The 18,715-nt window shown below is 68.2% G+C and carries 21 protein-coding genes and 1 tRNA gene; 6 read left to right on the forward strand and 16 right to left on the reverse strand.

The features are described from left to right. Window positions 1–18: 18 nt before the first annotated feature. The gene (locus tag A3ES_RS50220; protein WP_020392682.1) at window positions 19–1,563 is read right to left on the reverse strand and encodes a LuxR C-terminal-related transcriptional regulator; all 1,545 of its coding nucleotides are present in this window, start codon (window positions 1,561–1,563) and stop codon (window positions 19–21) included. Between the two features lie 83 nt (window positions 1,564–1,646). Further along, window positions 1,647–2,375: an LmeA family phospholipid-binding protein gene (locus tag A3ES_RS0141115; RefSeq protein ID WP_020392683.1), complete on the reverse strand. Its 729-nt coding sequence runs from the start codon at window positions 2,373–2,375 to the stop codon at window positions 1,647–1,649. A gap of 31 nt (window positions 2,376–2,406) precedes the next feature. Here A3ES_RS0141115 and A3ES_RS50225 point away from each other — a divergent pair, with 31 nt between their 5' ends. Beyond that, window positions 2,407–2,844 carry a VOC family protein gene (locus tag A3ES_RS50225; protein ID WP_020392684.1) on the forward strand — a complete coding sequence of 146 codons (438 nt, stop codon included), beginning with the start codon at window positions 2,407–2,409 and terminating at the stop codon, window positions 2,842–2,844. On the opposite strand, the gene A3ES_RS0141125 is transcribed toward A3ES_RS50225, so the two are convergent. Both A3ES_RS0141125 and A3ES_RS0141130 read right to left on the reverse strand, forming a co-directional pair. Then, window positions 2,792–3,217 carry a DUF1707 SHOCT-like domain-containing protein gene (locus tag A3ES_RS0141125; protein ID WP_020392685.1) on the reverse strand — a complete coding sequence of 142 codons (426 nt, stop codon included), beginning with the start codon at window positions 3,215–3,217 and terminating at the stop codon, window positions 2,792–2,794. The genes A3ES_RS50225 and A3ES_RS0141125 overlap by 53 nt on opposite strands. Then, window positions 3,214–3,897: a PadR family transcriptional regulator gene (locus A3ES_RS0141130; RefSeq protein WP_020392686.1), complete on the reverse strand. Its 684-nt coding sequence runs from the start codon at window positions 3,895–3,897 to the stop codon at window positions 3,214–3,216. Before A3ES_RS0141130 ends, A3ES_RS0141125 begins: the two co-directional genes overlap by 4 nt. A gap of 162 nt (window positions 3,898–4,059) precedes the next feature. Between A3ES_RS0141130 and A3ES_RS50230 the strand changes: the two genes are divergently transcribed. Further along, complete coding sequence (locus A3ES_RS50230) at window positions 4,060–4,428, forward strand: hypothetical protein (protein WP_020392687.1); 369 nt, start codon at window positions 4,060–4,062, stop codon at window positions 4,426–4,428. A 67-nt stretch (window positions 4,429–4,495) separates the two neighbouring features. Here the strand turns inward: A3ES_RS50230 and A3ES_RS0141140 are convergent, their stop codons facing one another. The 6 genes from A3ES_RS0141140 to A3ES_RS50235 form a co-directional block, all read right to left on the reverse strand. Next, window positions 4,496–6,532, reverse strand: a complete 2,037-nt coding sequence (locus A3ES_RS0141140; protein WP_020392688.1) for an AAA family ATPase — start codon at window positions 6,530–6,532, stop codon at window positions 4,496–4,498. A 501-nt stretch (window positions 6,533–7,033) separates the two neighbouring features. After that, window positions 7,034–7,106 (reverse strand) — tRNA-Arg (locus A3ES_RS0141145). 34 nt (window positions 7,107–7,140) lie between these two features. After that, entirely contained in the window at window positions 7,141–8,439 is a 1,299-nt protein-coding gene (locus A3ES_RS0141150) for a S1 family peptidase (protein WP_237745187.1), read from the reverse strand. Between the two features lie 91 nt (window positions 8,440–8,530). Further along, a complete protein-coding gene (locus A3ES_RS0141160; protein WP_020392691.1) occupies window positions 8,531–9,151 on the reverse strand; it encodes an META domain-containing protein in 621 nt (206 codons plus the stop codon). Continuing rightward, window positions 9,148–9,642 (reverse strand): SigE family RNA polymerase sigma factor, encoded by a 495-nt coding sequence (locus A3ES_RS0141165; protein ID WP_020392692.1) that lies wholly within the window; start codon window positions 9,640–9,642, stop codon window positions 9,148–9,150. The genes A3ES_RS0141160 and A3ES_RS0141165 overlap by 4 nt, the downstream gene beginning before the upstream one ends. A 242-nt stretch (window positions 9,643–9,884) precedes the next feature. Then, window positions 9,885–10,487: a hypothetical protein gene (locus A3ES_RS50235; RefSeq protein ID WP_237745188.1), complete on the reverse strand. Its 603-nt coding sequence runs from the start codon at window positions 10,485–10,487 to the stop codon at window positions 9,885–9,887. A gap of 210 nt (window positions 10,488–10,697) precedes the next feature. On the opposite strand from A3ES_RS50235, the gene A3ES_RS0141175 reads away from it, so the two are divergent. The 3 genes from A3ES_RS0141175 (at window position 10,698) to A3ES_RS0141185 (ending at window position 12,165) form a co-directional block, all read left to right on the forward strand. Beyond that, window positions 10,698–11,378 (forward strand): hypothetical protein, encoded by a 681-nt coding sequence (locus tag A3ES_RS0141175; protein ID WP_020392694.1) that lies wholly within the window; start codon window positions 10,698–10,700, stop codon window positions 11,376–11,378. Between the two features lie 54 nt (window positions 11,379–11,432). Continuing rightward, window positions 11,433–11,573 carry a hypothetical protein gene (locus A3ES_RS55300; protein WP_020392695.1) on the forward strand — a complete coding sequence of 47 codons (141 nt, stop codon included), beginning with the start codon at window positions 11,433–11,435 and terminating at the stop codon, window positions 11,571–11,573. A 109-nt stretch (window positions 11,574–11,682) separates the two neighbouring features. Beyond that, window positions 11,683–12,165, forward strand: a complete 483-nt coding sequence (locus A3ES_RS0141185) for a GNAT family N-acetyltransferase (protein ID WP_020392696.1) — start codon at window positions 11,683–11,685, stop codon at window positions 12,163–12,165. 61 nt (window positions 12,166–12,226) lie between these two features. Here the strand turns inward: A3ES_RS0141185 and mscL are convergent, their stop codons facing one another. The 4 genes from mscL to A3ES_RS50240 form a co-directional block, all read right to left on the reverse strand. Further along, complete coding sequence (mscL, locus tag A3ES_RS0141190) at window positions 12,227–12,628, reverse strand: large conductance mechanosensitive channel protein MscL (protein ID WP_020392697.1); 402 nt, start codon at window positions 12,626–12,628, stop codon at window positions 12,227–12,229. A 152-nt stretch (window positions 12,629–12,780) separates the two neighbouring features. Next, a complete protein-coding gene (locus tag A3ES_RS0141195; protein ID WP_026163676.1) occupies window positions 12,781–13,404 on the reverse strand; it encodes a CpaB family protein in 624 nt (207 codons plus the stop codon). 64 nt (window positions 13,405–13,468) lie between these two features. Further along, on the reverse strand, window positions 13,469–13,819 hold the full coding sequence (locus A3ES_RS57480; RefSeq protein WP_083934023.1) for an FmdB family zinc ribbon protein: 351 nt from the start codon (window positions 13,817–13,819) through the stop codon (window positions 13,469–13,471). A 99-nt stretch (window positions 13,820–13,918) separates the two neighbouring features. Beyond that, window positions 13,919–14,386 (reverse strand): DUF1203 domain-containing protein, encoded by a 468-nt coding sequence (locus A3ES_RS50240; RefSeq protein ID WP_020392700.1) that lies wholly within the window; start codon window positions 14,384–14,386, stop codon window positions 13,919–13,921. Between the two features lie 96 nt (window positions 14,387–14,482). Here A3ES_RS50240 and A3ES_RS0141210 point away from each other — a divergent pair, with 96 nt between their 5' ends. Then, window positions 14,483–17,017 (forward strand): penicillin acylase family protein, encoded by a 2,535-nt coding sequence (locus A3ES_RS0141210; RefSeq protein ID WP_020392701.1) that lies wholly within the window; start codon window positions 14,483–14,485, stop codon window positions 17,015–17,017. Here A3ES_RS0141210 and A3ES_RS50245 read toward each other — a convergent pair. Then, a complete protein-coding gene (locus A3ES_RS50245; protein ID WP_020392702.1) occupies window positions 17,014–18,090 on the reverse strand; it encodes a serine hydrolase domain-containing protein in 1,077 nt (358 codons plus the stop codon). The two genes, A3ES_RS0141210 and A3ES_RS50245, sit on opposite strands and share 4 nt — an antisense overlap. Continuing rightward, window positions 18,090–18,665 (reverse strand): 5-formyltetrahydrofolate cyclo-ligase, encoded by a 576-nt coding sequence (locus A3ES_RS0141220; RefSeq protein ID WP_020392703.1) that lies wholly within the window; start codon window positions 18,663–18,665, stop codon window positions 18,090–18,092. Before A3ES_RS0141220 ends, A3ES_RS50245 begins: the two co-directional genes overlap by 1 nt. Between the last annotated feature and the right edge of the window lie 50 nt (window positions 18,666–18,715).

Raw genomic sequence — 18,715 nt, forward strand, 5'->3', positions numbered from 1 at the left:
GATCGCGAATCCGCCGAATCACTCATCGGAGTACTCAAAACCACCGCGAGTCGCCCACGTCGCGATCTGGCTGCGGGTAGCGAAGCCGAGTTTGGTCAGGATGTGCTGGACGTGGTTCTGTGCGGTGCGCTCGGAGATGACGAGCTTGGCCGCGATCTGCTTGTTGGTGAGGCCGTCGGCGACCAAGGCGGCGACTTCGGTTTCGCGGGTGCTCAACGCAGTACGGGTGATCAGTGGTTTGTCCTGGTAGGCGGTCATGCCGAGGGAGTCGGCCAGCCGGGCCGCGTCCTGGGCGTGGGCCTCGGCGCGGGCACGATCGCCCGGTTGGTTGCGGTCGAGCAGGGCTCGTGCGAGGTGGTACTGCGCTTCGGCGACGAACCCAGGTGCACCGGCGCAGTCGGCCTGGTGGACGGCCGCGGTCAGGTCCTCGATGGCGTCATCCAGCCGACCGAGTACTGCGGCGCCGCGGCCGAGAGTCAGCTCGATCGGGCCCATGTAGGCGACTCCGTTGCCTGCGGCGTGTTCGCCCCGGAAGGGTTCCAGCCGTCGCAGGAGTTCCTCGAGGTCGTCGTACCGGCCGATGCCGGCACAGGCGAGGGCGGCGTACACATAGCCGGGGAGGACGAAGAAGGCGGGCAGCGACCAGGTTTCGATGGGACCTGCTTGCCGGTACGACGCGGCGGCCTCGTGGGTGAGGCCGGCGCACGTCTGGAGGTAGGCGCGGGACAGGTGAGCCATCATGGCGAAGCGCGGTGGTGGATCGGACGCTTGTTTGGTGATGTCTTCACTGACCCCGAGATGGCCTGCCAGAGCGACGAGCAGGGCTACGTGTGCGCCGGTCGCGGGCGCCTTCTCGACTACTCGCATCCGCTCGAATCCGCGCCGGCTGAGCGCGGCAGCCTCGGCGTTCCGGCCGCGGGCCTGGGCGATGCAGGCGGCGACGCGATCGTGGTGCCAGGCGCTGACCGGGCCGCCGACGCGGTCGACGGCGACCTTGAGCGCGGGGAGTTCCTCGGCCGCGGCGGCGAGTCTGCCGCTCTCGATCAGGGCATCGAGTCGCCAGAGTTCGCCCCACATCGCCGCGCGAGGACTGTCCGTCCGTTGGGCGAGGTCGAGCATTTCTGTTGCTAACAGCAATCTTTCGGCCCGGCCCGCTGGTCCCGGACAGGCTTCTTGTCTGGCGTGCAACGCATCGGCCAGCGCTCGGTCGTCGAGCAGCACGACCAGTCCTTGGGCTCCCGCGGCCGTTGCGATCGCCTCAGTCACCGCTTCGAACAAGCGGAACCGATCGTCACCCGCCAGTACGCCGTCGGCATCGACCTTGAGGCCCTTCAGCACCTGTCGCCACGGCCAGTAGGCGGGCGCTCCTTCGCCTTCGATGCAGCGCCCCGACACCACCGCGGCGCCCGTCGCCAAGGCGCTCCCGGCAAACTCCTGCGCCAGCCGGGTCTTGCCGATCCCGGCCTCGCCGCCGCAGATCACCACCCGGCCGCGGCCGGCCTGCGCTTGCTCCAGCCGGCCCCGCAAGGCCCCGAGTTCGCGCCCCCGCCCAACGATCCCCATCCGCCTAGCATCACCCCTCACCGTGTACTTCGGGAAGGCCGGTGGATCGTTGCCTTGGCTATCGAAGCCCTTGCCGCCCACGCCTAGGCGCCGGCTAGCTCCAGGTTCGAGGCGGTGGCGGTGAGGACGACCGATTGGCCTTCGACGGCGATCTGTTGGACGGTGGCCTTGAACGGCAGTTTCGGTACGGCGATGCCGCGGGAGAGTACGGAGCTCACCGTGCCACGGAGGGCTTCGGGAATGCCTTCCAGGGCGAGCTTGTCGACAACCAAGACGATCCGGCCGTTCCGTACCTGGGGGAGGACCGTCGCGGACGCGTCCATGCCGCGGACCGTCACCTGGGCCACCAGCTTGCCGCCGACGATCCGCAGCTTCATTGCCTCGATGCCGCTGGTGTTCGCGGTGAGCTTCGCCAGAGCGGCCGGCGACAGGCGCAGCTTGAGATCGGCCTTCTCCACCGTGACTGCCGCACTAGTGTCCCCGGTCAGCAGCTCCCGCGGGATGTGGATCTTCTTCATCTCCACGGTCAGATCCTCGGCCGGGATCTTCTCGATCGTCGGCTCCCGCATCGTCAGCGTGACCTGATCGAACTCGCTCCTGGCCACCTGCGGCAGGAACCCGAAGCCACCGATCTCCACCGACGTGTCGGCTGCGCGTACGTCGTACTGGGCGGCCTCGTCAGCGGCAGCCGTCGCGAGCCGGTCCTCGGCGAGCGACTCACCGACCCGGTCAGCGGCGACGCCGAGGCCGGCCAGGATCAGCAGGGTGACGATCAGCGCCCGGAGTGCGCGCCGTGGTCTCGAAGAGCTCATGCTGGCCGAGCCTAGACGTAGCGTTGTAACCATGGACCGGCTCGGGTACGTGATCCTGTACGTCGCCGACCTCGAAGCGTCGATCGCGTTCTATCGGGACGTGATCGGTCTGCCCTTTCGCTTCGTCGACGCGGGCTACGCCGAATTCGGTACCGAGGGGACGCGCTTCGCCCTCTATGAGCAACGGCGCGCCGAGTGGCTGACCGGCCGGCCCGTCACGCCCGGCCCGGCCGCTGAGGTCGTGCTGCTGGTGGAAGACGTCGACGCGGCAGCCCGCCGTGTCGAGTCCCTCGGCGCCACGATCCTCTCCGGCCCGGCCGACCGCCCGTGGGGCCACCGCACGGTGCACCTGGCCGACCCGGACGGCTTCATCGTCGAACTGGCCGAGGAGATCCCGCGGCGGCGGACCCGTTCGCCTAACCCCGGCGGTGGCCCTGATGCCAGTGACGGTGACGAGCAGGGCCGCTGAACAAGGCGATCCAGAACAGCATCCACAGGAGCCACGGAGCAGCCAGTACTACGGCTGACACCACCAGGCCGACCATCAGCACCGGCACGATCATCAAGAACGGCGGTGGTCCGCCGGTTCTGAGTCTGGGATGGCCTGCCCTGAAGCCTCGGTGGTTCGCTGCCGGAGCAGCGGTCAGGTCGGGGAGGTCGGCGAACAGGAGTTCCACCTCATCGGCGTACCGGGCCTGTGTCGCCTGGTTGCTGCGCTCCTCGAACTCCTCCTGCGTCAGCCGCCCGGCCACGAAGTGCTCACTCAGCGAGGACACGGCCTCGTCTCGCTCGGCATCACCGATGCGAAGGGAACCGCCCCGAACAGCTAGCGGCTCGCTCATGACCGGTCCTGCTCGTCGTCGGCGAGGATCGTGTACAGCGTGCGCCGTAAGGTGATCACTGCGTCGCGTGCCTTCGCCTGCTGCTCGGGCGAGCCCGCGGCCATGATCTGCCACATCGCCGTCGCCACCTGCCCGAGGATCGGCTTCAGCCCGTTCTCGTCGTCATCGGCAGGAGCCGACATCGCCTCCCACGGAGCCGAGACCTCGTCGGCATGCTCGGCCACATACGTGCGACCCTCATCCGTCAGCGTGAACGTCCGACGGCCGGTTGCCGCGTCCGCTGTCACCAAGCCTTCATCCTCGAGCTGCTGCAGGGTCGGATAGATCGACCCCGGACTGGGCTTCCAAACTCCGCCACTGCGCTCGGCAACCTCCTGAATGATCTGGTATCCATTCATCGGCTGCTCCGCCAGTACTGCGAGGATCGCCGCCCGCACGTCTCCGCGCCGGGCCTTCGGACCCTTGAACCCGCGCGGGCCGGCCCACGGCGGTCCACCGAATCCGGGCCCACCGAACATCCCCCAGGCCCCGAACGGATGCTGCCCGCCGAACGCCTGCTGCCCTCGCGCCGTCCGCCGGCCGGTCATCGCGGCCAGCAACTCTTCCTTGATTTCCTCGAACCCCGAACAACCCCGCCGCCCGAACCCGGGCCATCCGCCGATGTACGCCGATCCCGTCATCACAACCACTCCTCACCGAGCCATCACGATAATCCGACGATATATCGCGAACCGTCGTCACCCAAGGGCCGATGAGCAGCCCGCGCGGGTTTGGCCCCGGTTGCTAAGTTGGTGGTTCTGCCCGCTCCCCTCCATGCCGACAACCCACTGAAGGGTCATGAGATGAGCATCTTCGACAAGTTCAAGGACAAGGCCACCGAGCTGATACAGGGCGCAGGCGACAAGGTCAGCGAAGCCACCGGTGTAGACCTGAGCGGAGTCACGGACAAGGTCACCGAAGCGACCGGCGTGGACCTCGGCGGCGTCGCCGACCAGGCCACCCAATCCGCGGAAGGCCTCACCGAAACCGCCCAGGGCGTTGGCGAAGAGGCTGCCCAGGGGCTTGGTGAAACCGCCCAGGGCGTTGGCGAAACCGCTCAGGGGTACGCCGACACCGCCGGCGACCAGCTCGCCGGCGCGACCGGCATCGACGTACCGACCGACGGCATCGTCGACCAGGCCGCCGACCAGCTCCGCCCCAACCAGCAGTAAGCCAGTCCCCGACGGCCCCACCGGTTCGCAGCACCGGTGGGGCTTTTTGGTGTACCAGGTTGGTGACTCAGGTCCCGGGCTTCTGGAAGAGGTAGTCCTCGGCTCGCATGGAGGCGGCCGGCTTGATGTCCTCGGGGAGGAGTTCGCGCAGGTCGCGCTCGGTCAGGCTGTCCGGGTCGCGGAGTGCGAGCCGGGTCGCCTGGTTGGAGATGGCCTCCTCGAGCATGTTCCGGATGAACCGGCCGTTGCCGAAGCTGTGGCCGCGGGGAGCCGGCGGGATGACCCGGCGTACCGCGGCCAGCACGTCGTTGGTGTGGATGATCCCCTTCTGCCGGGCCTGGAGTGCGAAGATGTCGACCAGTTGGTCGGTGTCGTACTCGCTGAAGGAGAGCAGCTTCGGGAACCGCGACGCGAGTCCGGTGTTCGACTCCATCAACCGCTGGATCTCGCGGTGGTAGCCGGCGAAGATCACGACGACGTCGTCGCGGTGGTCTTCCATCATCTTCAGCAGCGTCGCGATGGATTCGAGGCCGAAGTCGCCCGGGGTGTTCTCCGGGACCAGCGTGTAGGCCTCGTCGACGAACAGCACCCCGCCGATGGCCTCGCGGAACTTGGCCGCCGTCATCGGCGCGGTCTGGCCGACGGCGGACCCGACCAGGTCGGACCGGTCGACCTCGACCACATGGCCCTTCTCGAGCACATCCAGCTCTTTGTAGATCCGGGCGAGCAACCGGGCGATGGTGGTCTTGGCGGTACCGGGCTTGCCGACGAAGATCATGTGCCGGGCGCGTTCCTGGGTCGGCAGGCCGAGCTCCCTGCGGCGCTGGTTGGTCTTGATCTCGGCCACCATCCGGCGAACCGAGTCCTTGACCGACGCCAGCCCGATCAGCGCTTCCAGCTCAGCCTGCGCGCCTATGTAGGCCTCTGGCTTCAGGGCCTCCGACTCGTCGGCCTCGGAAGCAGCAGGCATGGCTTCTTCTGGTACGTCGCTGGCCGCAGGCTCGGGCAGCTCTTGGGTCGCAGGCTGGGCCTCGGGCAGCGGTTCGGCGTACTTGCTGGTGTCCGGCTCTTGGCTGGGTAGCTGGATCGGTGTGTAGCGCTCGCGGTCGAGGAGCTGGAAGAACGCGGTCAGGTCGGGGACCTCTGGGTCCGGCCACGGCCCGTTCTCGAGTACTCCGGCCAGGTGTACCGACACACGAGTGGCCGCGGCCGCCCACGACCGCGCGAGCACCTGCTGGTCTTGGGCTACCGCACGCGCCAGCCACTCGGTGTTGCGGGCCACCCAGGCGTGCGGGTCGAAGCCGTCCCTGAGCTCGGCGAGAGCATGCTCGACATCCCAGCCGGCGACCCCGAGGATCTGCCCCACTGCCGGCGGCTGGCTACCGAGCCCAGTGGCCCGAATCAGCCTGGCCAGCAGGTGCGGGAAGTCCCGGGCGTCGTCATCCGCCACAGCGGCCGACAGCTTGTCGTGAGCGTCCCGCAGCGTCTCCAGCGAGTACTGCAGAGCTGACGAGGTGCCGGCCAGTTCCGGGAGCACTGCGCGCTCGGCGTTACTGAGTACGCCGGTTCGCCAGTGCTGGACGATTGTCTCGTAGTCGGCCGTGCAGTGTGCCCGGGTGGCATCGCGGTCGCCTAGTACCCGGTCAAACACGGCAGTCAGAGCCTGGGCGCGGGCAGCCATGGGTGGGGCGTCGACGAACAGGCTCATCACGTCACGGGACAGCTGCAGCGCCTGCTGTCGCCCCCCTTCAGGGAGGCCACGTGCTCCGGCCACTGCCTGCAGCGGCCAGTCGGTAGCCGCGACCTGGACCAGGTGCCCAGCGCCGCCGTACCGGACAGACGGCCGGTGGAAGTCCCGGGTCAGCTCGGCGGCGATGTCGGCGCACTCGCCCTGGAGCACAGGGACCCAGCCGGTGAGCAGTGGGGCGACCTGATGGGTAAACCACACCGCTGCGGGCGTTCCGTCGACAAAGTCCGGGAAAGCGCCCGGCGGCGGCCGCAGGCTGGTCGAGTCCTCGGCCCAGGCGCGGAGCTGCCCCCGAACCCCAGCTAGCCACTCCTCCGGCACTTCCCACGGCTGATCGGCAGCAAGAACATCAAGCACGAGCGGTCTCCGGGTGCGCTGAGCCACAAATTTCCTTCCCGCCCACCGGGCACCTAGCTCCAACTACACACGGACCACTTCGCCCGCCCACTTTAGTGCGTAACCAGCCGACCCCCACTCCCGGTGCCGCCACCAGAGTGAGCGGTACAAACGGATCAACACCCACCCAAGCCCAGCCAGTACTCCAACGATCCTCATCGACCAGATCTCCCTCTCGGCATCGCCTCCGAATATCCGTGGCACCGATTAGATCGGCGATTGGCGACGAAACTGGCCTCGGTGAGGATTTCTGTGGACAACTCCATAGAGTGGTGACGCGGTGGAGGCTGTGTCCGATCAGGATCGCTGTGCGCCGTGGACGGCACGAAGAACTGGCCGGCGAACCCGATCGGCCCGGCGGAAGCTCGGCCCGCGAGCGGCGACGGAGGAGCCGCGGATTGGGTGGGTGGGAGCTGCGACGGAGGAGCTGCGTGGGGGCTGTTCGGCGTACGAGGTGGTGGGTGCCCCCGGCAGGATTCGAACCTGCGACGCACGGTTTAGGAAACCGACGCTCTATCCCCTGAGCTACGGGGGCGCACGAGGTGGAACGGGGGTAAGCGTAGCGGACGTCAGCCGGTGATTGCGGTGATGCCCAGGTGGCCGGCGATGGAGGCGTAGCGTTCGGCGTACAGGGTGGTGCAGCGGGAGGCTGTGCAGCCGGAGCCGGCGAAGGTGATGCCTCGGATGGTTGCTCCGGTGGAGCCTGAGCGGGTGTAGACGGGGCCGCCGGAGTCGCCGCCGATGATGGCTACGGCGTTGCCGCGGGTGGCGCGGATGACGTACGTCGTACAGCCGTCGGGGTCGCAGTACTTCGCGCTGAGCGACTTGACGGTGATGCCGCACAGCGAGGTGCTGAAGGAGCCCGACTGGCAGACGGACGCGCCGAGGGCCGGGTCGCCGGCGCCCTTGACGGTGCGGGTGTCGGCCGAGTCGCCGGGGCCGTCGGTCCAGATCTTGGCGCCGTACGAGCTGCCGGTCAGCAGGGACTGGTCGTAGTCGGGGTAGTTCGTCCGGACCGTCGTGGTGCCGTAGTAGTTCGTGCCGGAGCGCCAGACCGTGCCCTTGCCGCCGCAGTGGCCGGCGGTGACCGAGCCGCGCTGGCCGCTGGATCGCTTGATGACGGAGAAGCCTGCCGTGCAGTTCTTGGTCGCGGACGTGATCCGCGCACCGCCCCAGTGACCGCCTTTCGCGGTGTCATTGAGCCGGGACATCCGCTGAGCGGCCCCGGCCAACGCCCGTACGCCGTCCAGCGACTGCAGCGCCTCGACCGCGGCGGCAGAAGTGGTTGCCTTGTCGTACTCGACCACGACATCCTCGGAGGCTGGATCGAGGTCGGCGGTGTAGGTGCTCTTGGCCGCGTCGGTCCATGAGCGTGCGCCGACCCGGTTCCAGGCGTCGGCGATCGAGCGGGCGGAGCGGCAACTGCGCTCGACGCCGAGCATCTTCATGCCGACGGCCGGCACGTTCTTGGAGACGGCGGCCTGGTACTTCTTCTCGTCGGCCACCGAGTCGTCGATGACAACCTTGTAGCCGGTCTCGGCCGACCCCAGTACGCCGACGATGCCCTGGCTCAGCCCGTACGGCAGGCCGGACGTCGGACGCCCAGTAGCGTCAAGCGGCTCGATCGACCGTATGGCGGTCGTCACGCCCTCGCCGATCGCCTGGCCGAGCGGGCGTGGGTCCTTCGCCGAGACGGGCTGGGAGAGCCTCGCCGAATTGGAGGACGTCGCCTTCGGGTCGGCGTGGTTGCACACCGCTGTCTTGGTCACAGCCGTCGGCGCAGCGGTCGATGGCAGCGCCGGGACGGAGACGGCCGCCAGTGACACTGAGCAAAGCGCGAGCAGCGGGACGGTAGCTGAGAGTCGCACTTAGCTCCCCAATCGGTGGACGGCCTCCGTAATCGTCCGGTCAGGGACTGCTCATAGTCAATAGCCGATCACCGTCCGCAAGCAAATTTGACTACCGTGCGCGAGCGTATCTCGCAACTTCACGCCCGTCGCCGGCGAAGAATGTCAGGTTGGTCTTGTCGCTCGTGATCCGCGTGGTGGCCAGCAGTACCGCGGTGTGCGGGACGTTTTCGCAGCCGACCAGGCGCTGGCCGTTCGACTTGCTGGTGAACTCGCCGCGCTGGCCGATCGAGTAGGTGCCGCTGAGCGCGTTGCAGCCGTCGGAGCCGATCCAGGTCCCGTCGGCGTTGAAGGTGATGATCGGGTCCTCCGGGCGCGCCGTCTTGAGCGCGGTGAAGCCGTTCAGTCGCACTGGGCGCCAGCTCCCGGTCACTGTCTGCGCGGTGGCGGCAGGAGCCGAAGCGTTCGAGACGGCAGGCGTCGGATTGCTGGCTGCCGGCTGTGGGTCCGACTGGGACGAGCTGTGCAGGCTGAACCCGATTGCAGCGATCACGGCCACCGCGGCAGCCGCAGTACCGGATGCCAGCCACGTACGCCGTTGCGCGTTCTGCGCGCCGGCGGTGGCGCGGCCGGCCAGGTCGGCGGCCAGCGGGACGGAAGCCGCGGCGCGCTCGAATGTGGCGCGCAGGCCGTCCTCTAGTTCTAGCACTGTCTCGAGCTCTGTCTTGCTCACGACAACCTCTCATCAACACGGTGGGACTGCCTCGTCTTGCGGAGCGCGGCGAGGGCTCTACTCGCGGTCGCGCGCACCGAGGACGGTTTGATGCCGAGCAGATCGGCGATCGTGCGGTCGTCCAGGTCCTGGTAGTAGCGCAGCACCAGGACGACCCTTTCCCGGGCCGACAGCGTGGCGAGGGCTCGCCAGAGGTCGTCGGAGTTCACGATGTCCGTGGCCGGATCCGGCACCGTGCGATCGGTGTCGAGGTCGGCCGCCGGGGCCTCGGTGAAGGACCGGCGACGCGTCATCGACAGGTAGGAGTTGATCAGGATCCGGCGCACGTAGAGATGCGGATCGTCCGCCCGCTGCACCTTGCGCCAGGACCGGAACGCCTGCATCAGCGCGATCTGGGCCAGATCCTCCGCCCGCTGGTAGTCGCCGGAGATGGTGAAACCGAGACGCACCAGTTCCTGCCCGCGCGCGGACGCGTACTCCTCGAACTCCACTCGCAACTCCCCAGCTGGGCGCAAAACACCTCACACCTATTAGACGCAGTGTGCTACCCAGGGTGCTGCACAGATTCACACACAGTTCCATCTCACCCCGGCGGGGACGCCTGGGGCGGGTTGTGGGTGCGCAGCAGGCGGGGCTCTGCCACCCACCTTGCGGGTCGACCCCAGAGGTGACCCGCAAGGCGGGCGGGGTGACCCCGGCCCGGACGGCTTCGGGGGGCGCGTCCGGGGCAGGGTCAGCGCAGGCCGAGCGCCTTCACCAGCTCGGGAGTGACCTGCCGCGGCGCGGCGAGCTCACCAGGCTTGCCTTGACCTTCGAGAGAGGTTGCCACCAGCTGATGGCAACCGAACGCCTCGGCCGTGTACGAGAGCACGCCGCGGTCGTTGTCGGTGAACCGCAGAACGTAGGTCGGGCCCAGTTCCTTGGTGCACATGGCCGGCTTCTTGGCCACCGGCTTCGCGCTGTTCACCAGAGCGAAGAGATCGGTCGCCTGCTTGGCGGTCCGCTTGGTGGTGACGGTGGCGTAGTCCTGGCCGGCCGCCTGGGCGTCGTACTGGCAGATCGTGACGCTCACCGGCTGGAACAGGGACTTGGCGGTCCCCTTGCCCCAGACGGCCTTGCTGATGGCTGCACGGACGGCGGTGATGGTCTCCGGGCAGTCCATGCTCGGTGTTCCGCTGGGTGTGGCGGTAGGGGTGGGCGTTGTGCCGGGGGTGGTCGGCGTCTGGCTGGGCTGGGCGCCGGCGCCGGAGCTCTCGTTACCGCAGGCGGCGGTAAATCCGAGAACTGTCACGACGAGCGTCGCCCCGATGAAGCCCCGTGTCCTTGATGCACTCACGACTCGGTCCTTCCGGGTTGGGCAAGGAGACCCATCATGGTCGAGGAGGATCTCACTGGTCGTGGCAGAACTGTCACGGCACGGCCTCTATCTGGTCACGAGGCGGATCGAGTGCCAAAAGCAGCAGTTCTGTGACGCGTGCGGCCTGTTCGGTCCGCCGCAATGGGATGATCTGGCGACAACCGGACTGACCCGACCGGAAGGACGGACGTGGGCAAGAGGAAGGACGCGGCCGAACTCGCGCGTCGCGAGCGGGAGGAATGGCAGCTCGGTCAGGACTGGGCACGCTGGCTGATCGGCGGCAACACCCCACAGCCGCTCACGCTGTACGGAATCGTCCTGGAGCAAGGGGAAACCGCGTACCTGCAGACCCCGGCGCACTACGCCCGCCTGTACGCCGGGAGCGGGCGCTACACCACCAGCGGTGGAGTGTTCATCGGCAAGCCGGGCATGGTGCTCGGCATGATGGCGGCGAACGCGGCGGTCAACGCGAGCCGGAAGGCGGCTGCCCGGCGCAATACCCAGGTGCTCTGGCGCGATCTGCAGGAAGTCCCGACGATCGCGACGAACTACCGGTTGATGTGCCACTTGCCGGGCCGGGGCTGGCTGAGCTTCTACTACAACGCGGTCCAGGAGTTCTATCCCGATCCGGCTAACTGGACGGTGACGTTCGGCTTCCAGAACGCCGAACCGCTGCGCCTCGGCGGCCTGGCCGTGCCCACGCTGTCGGTACTCACCGCGTGGTGTGTGCTCGGCGATCGCTGGCAGCAGGAGCCCGGCATCGCGCCGCTCGTCCAGGCGGCGACCGCGCCGCAGGTTCAGGCGGGGGAGCAGCAGGCGGAACTGGAGGGGCGGCAGCAGAATCTGCCCCGGATTCCCGGCCAGGATTGATCGCATTCCCGGTCGTGCGCTCCGGTTCCTTCTGAGCGCCGGTAATCTGGAGGCATGACGAGCCCGTACGAAGACGACGAGCCGCTGCTGCCCGAACAGACCCGGGACGACGACCCGCGCGCCTGGGGCGAGAACGACTCCGGCAGCGAGGACGACGACGAACGAATCCTGCGCGAGGTCCCGCCGCACCACTGAGCAGCGAGGGCTGCAGCGCCTGCACGATGGAGCAATCCGCTGGCCGCACTTCCCCGCGGTACCGGACAATCCGTTCCACCAACGGGGTGGGTTTGCGGAGGGAGTTCCGATGGAGTTGCGGGCGTTCGAGGGTGAGCACACGGCTCTTGTGGCTGGCTGGGCGAGCTCGGCGCAGGAGGTCTTGTTGCTGAGTGGCCGCGACGAGTACCCGTTCCCGGCCGACATCTCGACCAGTTGGCGGACGATCTCCGACGACATCCAGGCCTACCTGTACTTCGACGGCGAGACCCCGATCGCGTACGGCGAACTGTGGCTCGACGCCGAGGAGGACGAGGTCGAACTCGCCCGGCTCATCCTGGCGCCCGACCTTCGCGGCAAGGGCATCGGCACCGAGTTCGTCCGCGCTCTGCTCGCACAGGCCCTCTCCGCGGGCTACGCCGACATCTTCCTCCGCGTCCGCCCCGACAACGAACCCGCCATCCGTGCCTACCTCCGCGTCGGCTTCCACTCCGTCGCCGAATCCCTCGCAGCCGAGTGGAACGCCCCCCAACCCATCAACTACACCTGGCTCCAATACCCAACCAGCAGCTAACAAGCCTGGCGGGTGGTGTGGCGTGGGCAGGGGCGTTCGGCGTCGTGCTGCGGGCGTGGGGTTACTGGCGGGCGCGGAGGGCGTCGCGGATTTCTACTAGGAGTTCCTGGTCCATGGTGAGGGGCTCGGGCTCTTCCTCGGGGGTGCCGGCTTTGGCGGCGCGGCGGTCTTGGAGCTTCTTCATCGGGACGACCAGGACGAAGTAGACGACGATGGCGGTCAGGAAGAACACCACGAAGGCGTTCACGATGGCGCCGAAGTCGATGATCGTCTTGTCGTTCTTGTCGTTGAGCTGGACTGCCAGGCCGTTGACGTTCGAGCCGCCGATCGCGGCGATCAGCGGGGAGACGAGGTTGTCGACCACGGTCTTCACCACGGTGGCGAAGGCGGTGCCGATCACGACTGCGATCGCCAGGTCGAGGACGTTGCCTCGCATCAGAAATTTCTTGAAGCCCTCGAGCATGACATTGCCTCCACGGTGCGGGGCCCGGGCGGGCCCTCGGCTGGGTTACCCCGCAAAACGTAGGCGTCGGCTCACTGGATGGCGAGGGACCGCGCCGCGACCTCACGGATCGCCACCGCACCTGTCCGATAAGTGACCAGCCGACCAGTCGATCAGCTTGTGTCAGGGATCACGGCGAAGGTGATGCGGGTGTTCGCCGTAGCCTGGGCGATCCGGCCGATGACGTCGCGACTCGCGGCGATTACGACCAATGCGCCTGACGTTGCGGTGGTTGAAGCCCGTGGGGCGGGTAGGGCGATCACGCGGACCGCGCTGGCCAGTGGGGTAGCGGAGTCGCCGGGCGTGCTTGTGGCGGCGTACAGGTCGATTTGGTCGCCGACCTGGAGGAGAGCGGTCAGGTCGGCGTCGTCGACGCGCACCGGATAGGCGAATTGGCCGGCTGGTAGTGACGCGGGTGTGAGGAATCGGGCGTCGGTGAGTGGCTCGCCAGAGCGTACTGGCCCTGCGAGGACGCGTCGGGTCAGGTCAGTGCCTGGGCGGAGAGCACCGGCGGGCACGACCGAGGGAGGTAGTCGCACGGTGCGCAGGTCGCGCGCGGCCGGTGGCGAGCCGCCGGTCAGATCTCGGGCGGCGGCCAGCACGGCCACGGTCGGTGTTGGTGGTGGGGAAACGGCCGCTAGGCCGCAGTACACGGCTGCCGCCGCGGACAGCGCGGCCAGGAGACGACGGTGCCGGCGAGCGGCTTTGAGGAGGGCACGGGGGAAAGGTTGGCTCATGCCAGAGAAAGTACGAGCCTTCGAGCGCCGTTCCCTCGTTATCCACAAGGGAATCCGGAAAAGTTCAGGCGGCGCTGGTCTTGCTGGCCGACGACGACCCGGAGGTCGACGACGACGAGTCCGACTTCGACCCTGAGGAAGACGCCGAAGCCGACGAGTCCGACGACGAAGCCGAGGAGGACGAAGACGAGGACGAAGCCGACGCCTCGCTCTTCGCGGGCACCGTGCTGGTCCCGGACGAGCGGCTGTCGGTGCGGTAGAAGCCCGAGCCCTTGAAGACGACGCCGACCGCGTTGAAGACCTTGCGCAGGGTCCCCTGACACTCCGGGCAAACCGTCAGGGCATCGTCGGTGAAGCTCTGGCGGACCTCGAGCGAGTTGTCACACTCGGTGCACTGGTACTGGTACGTCGGCACGTGGATTCCCCTTCAGGCCGCTGGCACTCCTACTACTCGACTGCTAATAATGCGTCACGGGCCCGAAGTATTCCAACTTCGGGCCCGCCAGCACCCGGTCTAGGCCGCTTTGCGCCGGACGGAGAAGTTCCAGCACCCGGCGATCACGTTGCGCACGTGGACGAGCGCGACCTCGGGATCGTCGAACAGCCGCTTCAGCTCGCCTTCGCTCTCACCGGGCTCGGCCAGTACGCCGTCCAGCATCTGCCCGGCGGCGTCGTACGGGCGCAGTACAGCGTGGCGGTCGGCGAAGTCGGCGGGGAAGTCCGGGCCGGTGAAACCCGGGCAGGGGCCGACGTGGACGAAGACCGGCCCGACCTCGGCGTACGGGCCGCCCAGGGAGGATGGGCGGTGCGAGATGAGGGCGATCTGCTCGCCCTCACCGGACAGCGTCAGGCAGCAGCGCAGCGGCGCGCCGGCCCCCGAGGTCCGGGCAACCAGCGGGTTGCCGAAGTCGTCGTGGCCGTTGCAGCGGATCCGGTCCAGATCGGTGGCAGGGACGGGAACGAACTCGAGTTCGGTGATCATGCGGATGGAACGCGAAGGGGCCCGAAACCGTGAGGGTTGTCCACAACCGGGGGAGCAGCATTTGGGGTGCGGGGCCGCATTCTCTAGGTTTGGTCCGTGCGTCGCCTGCTGCGAGTCATCATCCTGTCCGGAATCGTGATCGCCACCTTGCTCCTGGTGGTGGCCGGGACCGGCATTTTCGTCGTCCGCCATTCCTTCCCCAGCTACGACGGGACGGTCGAGCTGACCGGCCTTGACGCGGACGTGGAGGTGGTCCGCGACGGCAATGGCATCCCGCAGATCTATGCCGACCAGCCGAGCGACCTGTTCGCCGCGCAGGGCTACGTTCACGCTCAGGACCGCTTCTTCGAGATGGACTTCCGTCGCCACGTCACGGCCGGCCGGCTGGCCGAGCTGTTCGGCAAGGACGCGCTGGAGACGGACAAGTTCGTCCGCACGCTCGGCTGGCGCCGGGTCGCGGAGAAGGAACTCGGCCTGCTCACACCGACCACCCGGCAGTATCTGGACGACTACGCGCGCGGCGTCAACGCATACCTGGGCACGCACGCGGGCTCGGGCCTCAGCCTCGAGTACGCCGTACTGTCGCTGAAGGGCACCGACTATCACCCGGAGCCGTGGACCGCGGCCGACTCGCTGGCCTGGCTGAAGGCGATGGCGTGGGATCTCGGCGGCAACATGGACGACGAGATCACCCGCACCAAGCTCGCCGCGAAGTACCCGGTCTCCAACATCGCCAGCCTCTATCCGGACTACCCCTACGACCGCAACGAGCCGATCATCCCGACCGGCACGGTGACCAAGGGCGGCACGTTCACGGCCGCCCCGCCCGGCGCCGAAGCCCGGCGCGCCATGCTGACGAAGGATCTGCTCAAGTCGCTCGACACCGTCGACAAGGTGGCGAAGGGCCTGCCGCAGCTGATCGGCCGCGGCGACGGCATCGGCTCGAACTCCTGGGTCGTCTCCGGTGAGCACACCACGAGCGGCAAACCGCTGCTGGCCAACGACCCGCACCTCGGCGCGACGATGCCGGGCGTCTGGACCCAGGTCGGCCTGCACTGCAACAACGTCGGCACCCGCTGCCCGTACGACGTGTCCGGGTTCAGCTTCTCCGGCCTGCCGGGGGTGGTGATCGGCCACAACGGCTCGATCTCGTGGGGTTTCACCAACCTCGACCCGGATGTGGCCGACCTGTACCTGGAGAAGTTCAGCGGTCCCGACGCCGTCGTCTACGACAACAAGGTGCGCCCGCTGGTCAAGCGCGAGGAGACGTTCAAGGTCGCCGGTCAGGACAAGGTCGAGAAGATCACCGTCCGGGAGTCCCGGCACGGCCCGATCATCTCCGACGTCGGCGACGACCAGCGCGAGGCCGGTGAGCTGGCGGCCAAACGGCTGAAGTCCCCGGAGGCGTACGGCGTCGCCCTCCAGTGGACCGCGCTGACTCCGGGCCGGACCGCCGACGCGCTGTTCGCGATCAACCGGGCGCAGAACTGGAAGGACTTCCGGGCCGCCGCGGCGCTGTTCGAGGTCCCCTCGCAGAACCTCGTATACGCCGACCGCGAGGGCCACATCGGGTATCAGGCGCCCGGCCGCGTCCCGATCCGCAACGTCGGCGTCGGCGACTGGCCGGTGCCGGGGTGGGACTCGCGGTACCACTGGAAGGGCTACATCCCGTTCGAGGCGATGCCGACCGAGGCCGACCCCGACGACGGCATCATCGTGACGGCGAACCAGGCGGTCGTACCGAAGACCTACCCGTACCACCTGACCGACGACTGGGACTACGGCTACCGGTCGCAGCAGATCCTCGACCGGATCCGCGCGGCCGGCAAGCTGGACGCGAACGCGATGGCCTCGATCCAGCTCGACACCAAGAACCGCAACGCCGAGGCGCTGGTCCCGTACCTGCTGCACGTCCAGATCAACGACGAGTTCGACCGGCAGGGCCAGGACACGCTGCGGAACTGGGACTTCACCCAGCCGGCCGACTCCGCGCCGGCGGCGTACTTCAACATCGTCTGGCGCAACCTGCTCGAGCTGACCTTCCATGACCAGTTGCCGGAGGGGGCCTGGCCGGATGGCGGGTCGCGCTGGTTCGAGGTGATGCGCAAGCTGATCACCCAGCCGAACAGCACCTGGTGGGACAACCTGGGCACCCCGCAGCGGGAGAGTCGCGACGACATCCTCCGGGAGGCGCTCGTCAACGGCCGGTCCGAGATCACCACCAAGATGGCTCGCGAGCCTTCGAGCTGGAAGTGGGGCCGGCTGCACAAGCTGACGCTGACGAACCAGACGCTGGGCGAGTCGGGCATCGGCGTGGTGGACAAGCTCTTCAACCGCGGCCCGTACGAGCTGGGGGGCGGGTCATCGCTGGTCAACGCGACCGCGTGGGACGCGTCGAAGGGCTACGGGGTGACCGCGGTGCCGTCGATGCGGATGGTGGTCGACCTGTCCGACTTCGACAAGTCGCGCTGGATCAACCTGACCGGTGTGTCCGGCCATGCGTTCATGTCGAACTACACCGATCAGACCAAGCTGTGGGTGCGCGGCGAGACACTGCCGTGGGCCTTCACCCGCGGCGCGGTCGAGGCGACCCGCAAGCACACCCTCACCTTCACCAAACCGGAGAACTAGAAGGCGTCCTCGAAAGCCGCGAAGAGCTCGGGCGGCCAGGTCCAGATCGCTCGTTGGGTCAGTAGCAGTACGACGGTCTGCTGATCCGGCGACGTCGACCAGAGCGTGCCGAGCCCGCCGGCCCAGCCGTAACGCCCGTCGCCGACCGATACCCCGAGCCCGAACCCCCAGCCGGTGTCCGGTCCAAGGAAGGCGACTCCAGCTGCTCGCTGTTCCGCGGTCAGCTGGTCCGTGGTCATCTGCCGCACAGTCTCAGCCGAGAGAATTCCGTTGCCTCCGGCAAGCATCATCTGAGCGAAAGCGTTGAAGTCGTCCGCGGTCGAGACCAGCCCGCCACCCCCATCGGGGAACGAGGGCGGTGTCGACCACTGGCTCCCGGCCGCGCTGTCGTACTCCTCGCCATCCAGGTACGCCGTCGTCAGCCGCGCGGGATCGCCAGCCGTGAACCCGGTGTCCCTCATCCCCAACGGCTCGAAGATCCGCTGCCGCAGGAAGTCTTCGAGCGACTGCCCCGCCGCCCGGGCGATCAGTACTCCGAGCACCTGCGCGCTGGTCCCGTAGAGCCACCGCTCACCCGGCTGGTACTGCAGCGGCAGCGTGCCGAGCCGCCGCATCCACTCATCCGGACCCAGCGGCGATCGAGGCTTCGGCGGCCCGAAGGTCCGTAGCTCGAGTCCTTCCTGGCGGGAGCGGATCGCCGGGTTGTCCGACTCGCCCAGCCCCATCCGGAACGTCAGCAGATCCCGCACGGTGATCGCCCGCAAAGCCGGCACCGTGTCGTCGAGCGGCCCGTCGGAGCGACGCAGTACGAGTGGCGAGGCGAGTTCGGGGAGCAGTTCGTCGACGGGCTCATCGAGCGCCAGACGACCTGACTCGACCAGGATCATCGTCGCCGCGGCCACGATCGGCTTGGTGAAGGACGCCACCCGGAACAAGCTGTCCCGCTGCATCGGCGCGCCGCCGAAGGCGAGCCGGCCGATCGCGTCCACTCGCGTCTCCCCGCCGCGGCTCACCAGCGCGACCGCACCCGCCAGCGCGCCGCTGTCGACGGACGAGGTCACCTGGTCGATCATCAGCTCAGCCCTTTGCCGGGAATCAGTTGAATCAGCCTAGTTGGCGTCAGGGCTGCCCCGACCGGTTGGTCGTGGGGATCGGCCGGGAGGGAGTCGACGATCTCGGAGTCGTGGACGACGGCCCAGGTCGGCGTACCGGGTGGGACGCGAGCGAGGGCCCGGTCGTAGGAGCCGCCGCCGCGACCCAGCCGTACGCCGTGGCGGTCGACCGCGAGCGCAGGGCAGATCACCAGTTCAGCGGTGGCGATCGCGTTGGCCCCGAGGTCCACCGGGGGTTCCGACAGGCCGAGCCGCCCCGGAACGAGGTCCGCCGCGCCCGGAGCGATACCCCAGCCGAGATCGTTGTCGGCGTACAGGACCGGCAGGAGCACCTCGCGGCCGGAGGCGAGCAGCCAGTCGATCAGCGGACCGGTCTGCGGCTCGCTGCCCATCGAGATGTAGAGCGCGATCCGCCGCGCGGCCACCACCTCGGCCTGCGCGCTGGCGACTGCCAGCAGCCCTGGCCCTGACGGCTCGGTCAGGAGCCGCCGGGCGGCCAGCAGTTGCGCACGGATGGCCGCCTTCGAAGAGAGCACAGCGTGATCCTAGGGTTGCGGAGTGACGTACTTAACGTCGCGGTGACATT

It is taken from the genome of Kribbella catacumbae DSM 19601 (assembly GCF_000372465.1).
In the GTDB taxonomy this organism is placed as follows: domain Bacteria; phylum Actinomycetota; class Actinomycetes; order Propionibacteriales; family Kribbellaceae; genus Kribbella; species Kribbella catacumbae.